Source organism: Siminovitchia terrae (assembly GCF_003605405.2).
Lineage (GTDB): Bacteria > Bacillota > Bacilli > Bacillales > Bacillaceae_C > Siminovitchia > Siminovitchia terrae.
In genome coordinates this window covers 90,659-103,320 of sequence record NZ_QYTW02000002.1, presented here as the reverse complement: position 1 = coordinate 103,320, position 12,662 = coordinate 90,659, and the positions used below count along the sequence as shown (strand labels likewise).

At 42.9% G+C, this 12,662-nt stretch carries 10 protein-coding genes and 1 other annotated feature; of the genes, 2 read left to right on the top strand and 8 right to left on the bottom strand.

Annotated features, from left to right (window positions below; translation table 11 throughout):
• Positions 1-3 precede the first annotated feature (3 nt).
• The 6 genes from D5F11_RS02910 to ilvE all read right to left on the bottom strand — a co-directional run bounded on the left by D5F11_RS02910 (position 4) and on the right by ilvE (position 7,779).
• The gene (locus tag D5F11_RS02910) at positions 4-1,548 is read right to left on the bottom strand and encodes a 2-isopropylmalate synthase (protein WP_120114797.1); all 1,545 of its coding nucleotides are present in this window, start codon (positions 1,546-1,548) and stop codon (positions 4-6) included.
• Positions 1,535-2,569: a ketol-acid reductoisomerase gene (ilvC, locus tag D5F11_RS02905; RefSeq protein ID WP_120114798.1), complete on the bottom strand. Its 1,035-nt coding sequence runs from the start codon at positions 2,567-2,569 to the stop codon at positions 1,535-1,537. Before ilvC ends, D5F11_RS02910 begins: the two co-directional genes overlap by 14 nt.
• Positions 2,570-2,585: 16 nt before the next feature.
• On the bottom strand, positions 2,586-3,101 hold the full coding sequence (ilvN, locus tag D5F11_RS02900; protein ID WP_120114799.1) for an acetolactate synthase small subunit: 516 nt from the start codon (positions 3,099-3,101) through the stop codon (positions 2,586-2,588).
• Complete coding sequence (gene ilvB / locus D5F11_RS02895; RefSeq protein WP_120114879.1) at positions 3,098-4,819, bottom strand: acetolactate synthase large subunit; 1,722 nt, start codon at positions 4,817-4,819, stop codon at positions 3,098-3,100. The genes ilvN and ilvB overlap by 4 nt, the downstream gene beginning before the upstream one ends.
• Positions 4,820-4,946: 127 nt before the next feature.
• Positions 4,947-5,194, bottom strand: a binding site (T-box leader).
• Positions 5,195-5,196: 2 nt separating this feature from the next.
• Positions 5,197-6,861: a dihydroxy-acid dehydratase gene (gene ilvD / locus D5F11_RS02890; protein WP_120114800.1), complete on the bottom strand. Its 1,665-nt coding sequence runs from the start codon at positions 6,859-6,861 to the stop codon at positions 5,197-5,199.
• 18 nt (positions 6,862-6,879) lie between these two features.
• On the bottom strand, positions 6,880-7,779 hold the full coding sequence (gene ilvE / locus D5F11_RS02885; RefSeq protein ID WP_120114801.1) for a branched-chain-amino-acid transaminase: 900 nt from the start codon (positions 7,777-7,779) through the stop codon (positions 6,880-6,882).
• Between the two features lie 325 nt (positions 7,780-8,104).
• Here ilvE and D5F11_RS02880 point away from each other — a divergent pair, with 325 nt between their 5' ends.
• Complete coding sequence (locus tag D5F11_RS02880; RefSeq protein WP_120114802.1) at positions 8,105-8,767, top strand: hypothetical protein; 663 nt, start codon at positions 8,105-8,107, stop codon at positions 8,765-8,767.
• An 18-nt stretch (positions 8,768-8,785) separates the two neighbouring features.
• Positions 8,786-10,042, top strand: coding sequence for an efflux RND transporter periplasmic adaptor subunit (locus D5F11_RS02875; protein WP_120114803.1), 1,257 nt, complete (start codon positions 8,786-8,788; stop codon positions 10,040-10,042).
• 44 nt (positions 10,043-10,086) lie between these two features.
• Here D5F11_RS02875 and nagB read toward each other — a convergent pair whose 3' ends face one another.
• A complete protein-coding gene (gene nagB / locus D5F11_RS02870) occupies positions 10,087-10,800 on the bottom strand; it encodes a glucosamine-6-phosphate deaminase (protein WP_120114804.1) in 714 nt (237 codons plus the stop codon).
• A 593-nt stretch (positions 10,801-11,393) separates the two neighbouring features.
• A complete protein-coding gene (gene megL, locus D5F11_RS02865; protein WP_120114805.1) occupies positions 11,394-12,578 on the bottom strand; it encodes a methionine gamma-lyase in 1,185 nt (394 codons plus the stop codon).
• Between the last annotated feature and the right edge of the window lie 84 nt (positions 12,579-12,662).

The window sequence follows — 12,662 nt, the reverse complement described above, 5'->3', positions numbered from 1 at the left end:
TTTTTATACTGACGTTGTAATAAGCTGTTTCATTCTCGATTGAAGCAAGCTCCTATTAACTGCATTCAAGTAGGCTTTCGCAGATGCTTCCAATACATCCTGCGCTGCTCCTCGGCCTGTAAATTCTTCACCATTGAATGTAAGGTTGATGACTGCTTCACCCAGAGCATCCCTGCCTTTGCCGATGGAAGAAACCCTATAGTCCAATACATGGACTTTTCCGTCAATGATACGTTCAAGTGTATTAAAGATAGCTTCTACGCTGCCCGCACCGTTGCAGGCATCTTCCTGAATCGTGCCGTCAGGCACTTTGACACGTGCGGTAGCCATTGGGCTATCCTCTGTTCCGTAATGGACCTGAACGGATTCAAGTTCGTAAGTGGCAGCACCTTCATCTTTCAATTGCTGCTGTGTCAAAATAGTCCATAAATCCTCAGATGTAATTTCTTTTTTACGGTCAGCCAATTGCTTGAATTCCTTAAATGCCTGGTTGAGAGCTTCCTTGTCAAGCTGGAATCCCATGGACTTTGCACGGTCATTAAAGGCATGACGGCCGGAATGCTTCCCAAGAACCAAGTTGTTTGATTCTTCACCAATCAATTCAGGAGTGATGATTTCATATGTTGTTGGCTCTTTCAATACGCCGTCCTGGTGAATGCCAGATTCATGAGCAAATGCATTTTTACCAACAATGGCCTTGTTCGCCTGGATCATCATTCCTGTCAGTTGGCTGACAAGCTGACTTGTGCGTTTAATCTCATTTAATGTCAAATTCGTCTGAACATTGTAGGCATCTTTTCTTGTGTAAAGAGCTACGCCAACTTCTTCAAGAGCGGCATTCCCTGCTCTTTCACCCAAACCGTTGATTGTTCCCTCCACTTGATCCGCGCCGTTTTCAATAGCCGCAAGTGTATTGGCCACTGCCATTCCCAAGTCGTTATGGCAATGGGAAGACAACTTTACCTGATCAACATTCGGAACATTATCCTTCATATATTTGAACATGGCCCCATATTCATGAGGTGTTGCATATCCAACTGTGTCTGGAAGATTGATGACGGATGCACCTGCTTTAATTGCTTGTTCTACAATATGCGCTAGGAATACAGGATCGGATCGGAACGCATCCTCAGCGGACCATTGGACAATCGGGAAAAACTGTTTCGCATATTTGATGGACTCAACAGCTGTTTCCACGACTTGTTCAGGAGTCTGCTTCAACTTATGAGTCATATGGATAGGCGAAGTAGCAATGAAGACATGAAGTCTTGGACACTCAGCCACTTTAAGAGCTTCCCATGCAGCATCAATGTCCGATTTGACAGAGCGTGCAAGCCCTGTGACAGAAGAATGTTTGATAGTGGAAGCAATCTGTCTTACAGCATCCAAGTCGCCAGGAGAGGCGGCGGGGAATCCCGCCTCCATAACATCCACTCCAAAGCGCTCCAACTGCTTCGCTATTTCGAGCTTTTCGGCAGTATTTAAATTGACTCCTGCCGACTGCTCTCCGTCACGAAGCGTTGTATCAAAGATGTCAATTTTTCTCACTAGTTACCACTTCCTTGCCGGCTTTCTTTTTGCCCGCTTTAACAAATGGCATCATTTCACGAAGCTCTTGGCCGACTTTTTCGATGAGGTGCTCACTTTCACGTTGGTTGATTGCGTTAAATTCAGGTCTGTTCAATTGGTTCTCAAGCAACCAGCCTTTTGCGAACTTTCCTGTTTGAATATCATCCAAGATATCTTTCATACGATCTTTTGTATCAGCATCAATTACACGTGGTCCAGATACGAAGTCTCCCCATTGAGCTGTATCAGAAATAGAGTAGCGCATGCCTGCCAATCCATCTTCGTACATAAGGTCAACAATCAATTTCAATTCATGCAGACACTCGAAATACGCAACTTCAGGCTGATAGCCAGCTTCTACAAGTGTTTCGAAACCTGCTTTTACAAGAGCTGAAGTTCCTCCACAAAGTACTGCCTGCTCTCCAAAGAGATCTGTTTCTGTTTCTTCTTGGAAAGTAGTTTCCAAAACGCCTGCACGCGCACTTCCGATTCCTTTTGCATATGCTAAAGCGATATCTCTTGCGTTTCCTGTAGCATCTTGGTAAACAGCGAACAGTGCCGGTACACCAGCGCCTTCTTGGAATGTACGTCTAACTAAATGTCCAGGTCCTTTAGGCGCTGCCAAGAATACATCCACATTGGATGGAGGAACGATTTGGCTGAAGTGTACGTTAAATCCGTGAGCAAATGCCAACGCCTTCCCTTCAGTCAATTCAGGTTTGATTTCATTTTCATATACAGCTGTTTGTCTTTCGTCTGGAAGAAGAATCATGATGATGTCTGCTTGGGATGCTGCTTCTCTAACAGTGTAAACTTCATGTCCGTCTTCTTTTGCCGCCTCAGCAGATTTTCCTGGTCTGATACCGACGATTACGTCAAATCCGCTTTCTTTCAAGTTGCTTGCATGTGCATGTCCTTGGGAACCGTAACCCATGATTGCGATTTTCTTTCCTTGGATTGCTGCCTCATTGATTTCGTTATTGTAGTAAACTTTTGCCATTTTAATCCATCTCCCTTTATAATTGTAAAATTGATAGTTGTGGTGCGTCTTGCTTTTGTTGTTCTCGGACAAAGGCTGTTGCCCCTGTCCTGGAAATATCCTTAATCCCATAAGGCTTCAATAGTTCGATAAATGCCTCGACTTTTGAAGGTTCGCCAGTGACTTGGACAGTGATAATATTTTTTCCAATGTCAATGACAGTTGCCCTGAATGGTTCGATGATGCTGTATACTTCGCTGCGAACCGACGGCGGGCAAGACAGTTTGATAAGTGCCAACTCACGGGTAACCGCTTTGTCGGTAATATCCGTCACTTTAAGTACATCAATTTGCTTTTGTAATTGTTTTGAGAGCTGTTCCATTTTAGATAAATCATCAATCGGAACAATCAGGGTCATTTTGGAAATATTAGGGTTTTCTGTAGGCCCTACTGTAATGCTCTCAATATTGAACTGTCTTTTTGAGATTAATCCGGTAATTCTGTTTAACACGCCGCTGTTATTGTGGACTGTCAATGTTACAACGCGTTTCATTCTCCCACCCCGATCATTTCATGTAGTCCTTTGCCTGGTGCAACCATTGGATATACATTCTCATTCTGTACGACGCGGCAGTCAATCAAAACTGGTTCCTTACTGTTCAGTGTTTTTTCAAATACTTCTTTGGCCTCTTGCTCTGTCTCAACTTTATATCCTTTTATTCCATACGCTTCAGCCAGTTTGATGAAATCCGGCTGTTCAGGAATGAGGGATTGGGAATATCGCTCATCGTAAAACTTTTCTTGCCATTGGCGTACCATCCCAAGGGTCTTATTGTTTAAGATGATAATTTTAATCGGTAGATTAAACTCCCTGACAATAGCTAATTCCTGGAGGCACATTTGGAACCCGCCATCACCTGAAATGGATATGACTGTTTTTTCAAGGTCAGCCAACTGGGCACCGATTGATGATGGAAAACCAAAGCCCATGGTACCGAGTCCTCCGGACGTAACCCAATGGTTCGGTCCGTTGAATTCGTAATATTGGGCAGTCCACATTTGGTGCTGTCCTACGTCTGTTGTAACGATAGCATCGCCGCCTGTCATCTCATGGATCATTTTGACCACATGTGGTGAAGACAGTTCGTTTTCGTTGGACACTGGCTTTTTAAACGGATATTTCTCTTTGTATTCCTGGATATGCTCAGTCCAGGCAGAAATCTCTGGCAATTTGAAGTCCATCTCGACAAGCCGTTTCAAAACCACTTTCGCGTCCGCAACAATTGGGATATCAGTAGGGACATTCTTGCCGATTTCCGCCGGATCGATATCGATATGGGCAACTTTTGCATTCGGTGCAAAATGCTTGAGATTCCCTGTTAGGCGATCATCGAAACGCGCTCCGAAGTTAATAAGCAAGTCACATTCTGTGATGGCCATGTTAGCCGTGTAAGTTCCGTGCATACCCGCCATCCCCAAAAATTGTGGATGATCTCCAGGAATACTTCCAAGACCTAGAAGAGTATTGGTAATCGGAAATCCCGTCTTTTCGACGAATGCTTTTAATTCGGCAGCTCCCTTTGAAAAAATGACGCCTGCGCCTGCCAAGATAAGCGGCTTTTTAGCTGTCGATATGACGTTGGCAAGCTTTTGAAGCTGTAAATAATTCGGCTTCGTTGTCGGCTGATAGCCTGGTAAATGGAGCGGCTCATCTGGATATTCTCCGGCTGTTTCTGTTGCGATATCTTTAGGGATATCAATCAGTACAGGGCCTGGTCTTCCACTATTTGCGATATAGAACGCCTCTTTGATGATGCGTCCAAGATCTTCAAGCTTCTTTACTTGATAGTTATGTTTTGTGATCGGCATTGTAATTCCGACAATATCGGATTCCTGAAATGCATCTGTTCCAAGAACAGGACTTGCTACCTGTCCTGTGAAGATAACGAGAGGAATGGAATCCATCATCGCATCTGCGATACCTGTAACCAGATTGGTTGCGCCTGGTCCGGAGGTTGCAATAACAACACCCGGTTTACCTGTTACCCGTGCGTATCCTTCGGCTGCATGGATAGCCCCCTGTTCATGCCTTGTAAGAATATGCTTGATGGGGTTTTTATAAAGTGCATCGTAGATTGGAAGGACAGCACCTCCCGGGTAGCCGAATATTATTTCTACGTTCTCTTTTTGCAATGCTTCTATAAACAAGTCTGCCCCTGTCTTCGCTTGTTCCTGTACGGCCGTGTCTGGTTGTTGGTTGCCAGTTCTCATCGGGAAACCTATACTCACCACTAGCGCCTTCCTTTCAAATTTATATTTTTGAGCATGTACTGACTGTATCTGAATTTTTGGTGCAAAAAAAAAGTTTTCTCAGCCCACACAAAAGGAGAACCTTTCATGCAGGGATGAAAAAACTTTCATGGTACCACCCTACTTTTCAGTGTCAATCACTGACTTAAGAACAGCTGTATAGCCATTCATTGATAACGGGAACTCCTAAGTATCCCCGTGAATCCCTAGTTGCTTTCGCTTTTAGGATCCCGGCTCCAAGGTGATGTCGCGAATGACTGCATTACCGGCTTCCAGCAGCGCCGGCTCTCTGTAAATGCAGGGATTCATCCACTTTTTCCTTATCATTGCCTTCAGTTTTATATTTTCATAACTCCGCCTGTATTTGCGGAAGTGACCAATTTCGAATATCTAGCCAAATAACCTTTTTTGATTTTTGGTTCAAACGGCTTTAAATTCTGTTTTCGTTCATTCAATACTCCATCGTCCACATTCAATTGGATTGTACGGTTGACTAAATCTATGAAGATTTCGTCGCCGTCTTCAACCAGCGCTATCGGTCCGCCGTCAGCTGCTTCCGGTGAAATGTGTCCAATCGAGATTCCTCGTGAAGCTCCGGAGAAGCGACCATCAGTGATTAGTGCCACTTCTTTTCCAAGACCTCTTCCAGCAATAGCCGATGTAGGAGCAAGCATTTCCGGCATTCCAGGTCCGCCTTTTGGTCCTTCGTAACGGATAACCACCACATGGCCCGCCTGGACAGTCCCGTCATTGATACCTTTTTGCGCGTCTTCCTGAGAGTCGAATACTATGGCCTTGCCAAGGAATGTTTTGATTGAAGGATCGACTGCCCCCACCTTGATGACTCCACCGTTTGGAGCAATGTTTCCGTAGAGGATGGATAATCCCCCAACTGGACTATATGCATTTTCCTTCGGTCTTATGACTTCAGAATTTTTAATCACACTGTCTTTTACATTTTCATAAACCGTTTTGCCTGTGACTGTCAGACGATCTGCTTCAACCGCTCCCATCTCACAGAGTTCGCGGATGATGGCACTGATTCCACCAGCATCATGGATATCTTGCATTGTGTAATCTGAAGCCGGAGCAACTTTCGCCAAATACGGAACTCTTTCAGCCACTTTATTGATTCTAGATAAATCGTAATCTATTTCTGCCTCATGTGCAATAGCCAATGTGTGTAAAACTGTATTTGTTGATCCACCCATCGCCATATCAAGCGCGAAAGCATCATCAATCGTGCGCTCGGAGACAAGGTCTCTCGGTTTAATGTCTTCTTTTACCATTCTTACCAAATGCTGTGCGGCCTCTTTGATCAAACGGTGACGTTCCTTTGAAGTCGCAACAATCGTACCATTTCCTGGAATTGTCATACCTAGCATTTCCATCAAAGAGTTCATGGAGTTGGCTGTAAACATTCCAGAACAGGAACCGCATGTCGGACATGCACTTTGCTCAATGTCGAGAAGTTTCTCTGCAGTCATTTTGCCCGCATGATACGCACCTACGCCTTCGAAGACCGAAGTCAATGTTAGCGGCTCTCCTTCGGAAGAGACTCCACCTTCCATAGGTCCGCCGGATACAAAAATTGAAGGGACGTTTGTTCTGAATGCAGACATCAACATACCAGGTGTGATTTTATCACAGTTTGGAATGTAGAATACTCCGTCAAACCAGTGAGCATTGATCACTGTTTCAGCAGCATCCGCAATCAATTCACGGCTTGGGAGAGAATAGCGCATTCCGATGTGTCCCATCGCGATGCCGTCATCTACTCCGATTGTGTTAAATTCAAATGGTACTCCGCCGGCTTCCCAAATGGCTTCTTTGACAACTTCTGCAAATTCATTCAAATGTTTGTGTCCAGGAATAATATCAATATATGAATTACAGACACCGATAAACGGTTTGTCCAGATCTTGTGTTTTAATACCGGTAGCATAAAGCAAGCTTCGGTGAGGAGCACGATCGATCCCCTTCTTTATCATATCACTGCGCATCGTCATCCTCCTCTAATCTTAGCCGACATGTAATGGTTCGTCGTAAACTTTTACTCCATCTGTCAAGGTTACTTCTCTGAAGCTTTCAAGCAATTCCTTTGTTACAGAACCTGGCTTGCCTTCACCGATGACACGTCCATCTACTTTTACAACGGCGATTACTTCCGCTGCCGTTCCTGTCAGGAAGACTTCGTCCGCTGTATAGACTTCATGCCTGGTGAACATGGCTTCTTCGACCTCGTAGCCTTTCTCTCTTGCAATCTCGATGATTGTATTTCTCGTAACTCCCACAAGCGCTCCGATATACCCTGGAGGAGTCAATAATTTATTACCTTTTACTACAAATATATTATCAGCAGAACCTTCGGCGACATAACCTTGGTCATTCAGCATCAGTGCCTCTTGCACGCCAGCAAGGTTTGCCTCTATTTTCACAAGAATATTATTTAAATAGTTCAAAGATTTAATCATCGGGTTAAGGACATCCGAGCGATTCCGCCGGGTGGCCACTGTTGCAATTTCAATTCCTGAATCGTATAGCTCTTTAGGAAAGATCCGAAGTGGTTCGGCAATAACAATCACAGAAGGCTTCCTGCAATTTGCCGGATCCAACCCAAGATCTCCGACTCCACGAGAGACAACCAGGCGAATATACCCATCTTTCAGATTATTTCTGCGGAGAGTTTCCACAAGAATTTGTGTCATTTCCTCCTGTGTATACGGTATGTCAATCATAATGGATTTCGCAGATTCATACAGGCGGACAAGGTGCTCATTTAGTCGGAATATATTGCCTCCGTATGAACGGATTCCTTCAAAAACACCATCCCCGTACAAAAATCCATGGTCATATACCGAAATAACGGCCTCTTCCTTATTAACATAGCTGCCGTTGAGGAATATCCACTGTTCACTCACCTTTGTTCGCCCCTCTCGCACATTTGTCGTTTGTGGATGTATTATATAGTTCCTAATCATAACGCTGATTCCTTGTTTCGTCAACCATTTTTCAGAATCTTTAGCTGTTCAAAAACCCCCGTAAATGCTGTATCCGTTTACATATGGATTGTATCAACGTTCTCTATTTTGGACTTTTAAAAAAAAGAATTCAATCCAAAAATTAAGAGGTTTAAATTTATAGTTTCGTCGGATTAAATCAAATTTTCATATTACAGATTACAAAATCGGAGCTTATGAGGTAAAATAGAGGAAAATCAATAGTTTCGAGACAGGTGATTTTAAGTTGATTTACCAGTTACGGATATTAAAAGGGCTGCTTTATTCAAAAAGAAGCTTCTTCCAATTGGAGAAAGCAGAGACTGTTTATGGGCTTCGTCCCAACATATTGATTTTATTTATCTTAAGTGCCCTCGTCTTTTACGGAGCGGGTTTCGCAGGCATCGGTACGCATGTCATGTCATCTGAATTAACGGCAGTTCCCGGCAGCGTTTTTGAGTGGCTGAAAAACTATTTTGGCTTGGGGCGTTTCATTCACGGGCTCCTTTATGCCGCCTTGATCATCTTCTTTCAGGCGCTCTGGTTCTGGACACTTACAGATATCCCATATACCAAACTTATTGTTTTACAAGCTTTCATATTTCCAATCTTATTATTGGAGCAGGTCATCAACATTGTACTTGCCGTTCAAATGAACCTACCTTGGTTTTCTTCCCCTTTTTCTCTTGGGCCAGTTGCTCATTACATAACTGACAAACGATTTTTAATCTATTTTCTTGGCTCTATCTCTTTATTTAAATTGTGGGTGATTTCAATACAGCTTTACGGTATGCGAATTTTAAGCACCCGACGCCGGCTACCATCATTTATAATCATTATTAGCATCCATATCATATTTTGGCTCGGTACGACATTTCTTGCATTTCTTGATTTTAAAAAGATCTTATAATGAAAGTGTGCTGTGGCAATGAATAAGTGGCTTCGTTTTGCAGTTGTATTGGGAATCATCCTTTTTTTAATAGTGAATATTGTGCTAATCAGCAAAGAAAAGAGTAAAGTCAGCCGCGTTAATCATATTACAGACTGGTCCCAAATAAAAGCAGTGGATATTGTCGATTCAATTCCCGTTGAGGGCATCATTGCAGAAGCCGAGACGTACCATATCATGGCTGAAAAGGATGAAAGCATAGAGGAGTTCTATGTGAGTGAAGGTGACTTCGTTGAAGAAGGAACACCTCTATTTAACTATCAAAGTGATGACATTGACCGTCAAACCGCTATATTGGATGGAGAGATAGAAAGTCTGCAATCAAAGAAAAACAGTGTCCAGTCCCTGATCAATAACTTAAGGTCTATGCCTCCTCCTATTACACCTAAGGCGCCTAATAATGATTCTTATAACAATAACGTTGATCATTCACAACCTCTCCCTGACACCAATCAGGACAGCTATAACGAGGCGGAATGGAAACAGACCATTGAGAAAGAAATTGGCGATAAAACCTTGGAAATGGAAAAGATTGAAGCCGATATAAAAAAACTGGAACAACAAAGGGACTCATATTTAAGTGATAAGGACAATCTGTCAATAACCAGCCCCGCCACAGGAATTATTAAAGAAATAAATCCAGATTCAAACAAGGTCATGACAATTGTTTCTGATGAAACAATAATGAAGGGGAAGCTTAGCGAGGAACTGATGACTCAGGTGGAGGAAGGAATGAAGGTGGATATCCTTTCACATCTATTTAAAGGCCGGTTGGCTGGAGAGATCAGTCAAATCGTTAAGCTCCCTTCTAACAAATCGGATCATAAAAATAAAAGCCTGTACCCTTTTACAGTCATCTTTGAGCAAGAAGAGGAAGAAGTACACATCGGTTATCATGTCACTGCAAATATTATTTTGGAAGAAGAGAACGACGTTCCTGCCGTTCCAGGAAAAAGCATTAAGAATAATGGAGAAAAATCTTATATTTGGGTACTGAACGAAAAAGGGCTGGTTGAAAAGCGGAAAGTCACTACGGGATTAGAAGTAGGGAATCTTTATGCCATTACAGAAGGAGCGGAAACAGAGGAGGTTTACGTAACAGATCAACGAGAAGCAATAGGGCAGGCTCCGTTCATCACTCCTTTGAACCTTCATAAATTGAGCAAAGCTGCTGCAAAAGACATCTCTCGAAAAAAAGCAATCAAATATATATTCATCGGAATATTGCAGCAATAAAATACCAAAGGCCGGACGCCTCTACAAGAGGGCCGGCCTTTTTCTTATTTGCTGCGCTCCAATTTGCTTGCTGCCTCTTTATCAAGGATGATGACAGCATTTGAATGATTTTGCAGAACAGAGGCTGGGCAGCCCTCCGTGACAGGCTCATCGATCATGCTTCTTACCGCCTCCGCTTTGCTCTCCCCAAAGGCCAGCATCAAAACCTCTTTAGCTGACAGGATAGAGGAAATCCCCATTGTAATCGCTTTTGTTGGAACCTGTTCTTCTTTTTCAAAAAATCGTTTATTAGCCTCTCTTGTAGATGCAGTCAATTCGGCAATATGTGTTACGGAGTCAAAGGAGGTGCCCGGCTCATTAAAGCCGATATGTCCATTTGGTCCCATGCCTAGAATTTGGAGGTCAACAGGATTTTTTTTGAGAATTTCTTCGTAACGCTCACACTCTTTCTCTGGATCCTCAACCGCTCCATTAGGAACATACGTTGCAGCGAAATTCATATATTTGAACAATTCTTCATTCATGTAATAATTATAGCTTTGAGGATCAGTTGGCTCCAAACCAACATATTCATCCAAATTAACAGTTGTCACATGGGATACATCAGTATCCGTATTGCGGAGTTTTTCATAAAGCTTCAAAGGGGTGCTTCCTGTTGCCAACCCCATTGTTTGCAGTCCTGTTTCAAGGCGTTGCATAACAATGTCAAAAGCGGCTTTTGTAGCTTCGTCGGGACTTTCGAAAATCAAGACATTCATATTTTTTCCTCCTAACAATATACAGGCGCAAAACAGCTAAATTTAAATCTTGGCCAGGATTCCTGCACTTTTGACAGTAACCCTTTATCAAAAAATTGCCCCCTTGCTTATACCAAGTTAGCCAAACCCTCTGACTAAACACGTATTAATTATAAAGCTCATTTTTTCCAGTTACAATGAAAAAAAAGTTACAAAAATGTTGATTCACTTTCCAATATTTTACTTAGAACCTTAGAATGCGCTACTCATCTGTATCGATTTGTTTACAAGAACAAAAGCCCCAGTTCATCAACATACAGAATGGAATGTCTTCGATGGAATCAAGGATAAGAAGTGCGAGAGTCCCTGTTTACCAGCGCAAAGCTAGACGGACACTGATGAAGGCGTAGTTTGTAATGACCCTGAGCTGATGAACCCTATCACTCGCGCGTACCAGGATGTCCTATCCCAATATCAACTTTTTGTAGGAGAAAGCTTATGGTTTCTACTAATTGATTGTGCTGGAACTAGACTCAGCACATGACGCAGTAAAATGTGATCAACAACAAAAAACCTTGCCTATTTCAAACGAAAATGGCAAGGTTCATCATGTATCAAATTCCGTCCAGTGCCTGCTTCAAATCTTCCCATACATCTTCCCATGCTTCAATACCGACAGACATTCTGATTAAAGTATCAGTAATCCCCATTTTTTTCCGCTCGTCTTCAGGGACAACTGCATGGGTCATTGTCGCCGGATGCTGAATCAATGTCTCAGTATCACCTAGACTGACAGCAAGCCGAATGAGTTTCACCCGATTTAAAATCGCCTGTGCTTCCTCTTTACTCCCTTTGACTTCAAAGCTAATCATTCCTCCCGGCAGCCTCATTTGTCTCTTAGCAAGCTCGTATTGAGGAAAGTCCGGATCTCCAGGATAGAACATTCGTCCAACCTTTGGGTGCGCCTTTAATTTTTCAGCAATTTTTTCAGCATTTTCACAGTGCCGATCAAGCCTCACTGCTAATGTCTTCAAACCACGCAGCAGCAGCCAGGCATCAAATGGAGACATAATTCCCCCGATATCCTTCCTCATTGTCACGCCCATTTCAGCGATCTCCTCTTTGTCAGCTCCAACAACAATACCTGCAACTACATCTCCGTGGCCCCCAATGTATTTAGTAGCGCTGTGGACAACGTAGTCACATCCCAAGGATAGCGGCCTTTGTAAATATGGTGAACAAAATGTGTTATCAACAACAACGCGAATGTCGTGCTCTTTTGCGATCCTTACAATCATTTCAAGGTCAACTAGTTTCATCGTTGGATTAATAGGCGTCTCAACATAAATCACCTTTGTATTGTCACGAATCGCTGCCTTTATCGCTTCTTCCCTGTCCATATCGATCAAATCATGGTCAATATTATATTTTTTCTTCATTATTTGTAAAAGACCGAATGTACATCCATAAATACCACCAGAGCATAAGATATGATCACCGGTATTTGTCAAATGGAAAAGAGTGGCGCTAACCGCTCCCATTCCTGAAGCAAAAGCAAGTGCAGCTTCCCCTTGTTCAAGCGCTGTCATTCTTTCCTCAAGAGCGGTCACAGTAGGATTTCCCAACCTTGAGTATATATGTCCTTCTGATTCTCCTGCAAATCGCCTTTCTCCTTCTTCTGCGGATGGAAATGTATATGTCGAAGTCTGAAAAATAGGCGGAACAAGGCTGCCCAGATAATCAGCTGGCCTATACCCCGCATGGATAACATCCGTTTCAAATCGATTCTTTTTTACCAAGTCAAAAACCCCCTGAAATCCTTCTTATTTCTTATTCTATGATATTGACCTACAGATGAAAAGAAAATCATTCATTTCATATGG

Coding starts and splice junctions, on each gene's coding strand:
- ilvC (WP_120114798.1), bottom strand. CDS start 2,569: ATGGCAAAAGTTTACTACAATAACGAAATCAATGAGGCAGCAATCCAA.
- ilvN (WP_120114799.1), bottom strand. CDS start 3,101: ATGAAACGCGTTGTAACATTGACAGTCCACAATAACAGCGGCGTGTTA.
- ilvB (WP_120114879.1), bottom strand. CDS start 4,819: ATGAGAACTGGCAACCAACAACCAGACACGGCCGTACAGGAACAAGCG.
- ilvD (WP_120114800.1), bottom strand. CDS start 6,861: ATGCGCAGTGATATGATAAAGAAGGGGATCGATCGTGCTCCTCACCGA.
- D5F11_RS02875 (WP_120114803.1), top strand. CDS start 8,786: ATGAATAAGTGGCTTCGTTTTGCAGTTGTATTGGGAATCATCCTTTTT.
- nagB (WP_120114804.1), bottom strand. CDS start 10,800: ATGAATGTCTTGATTTTCGAAAGTCCCGACGAAGCTACAAAAGCCGCT.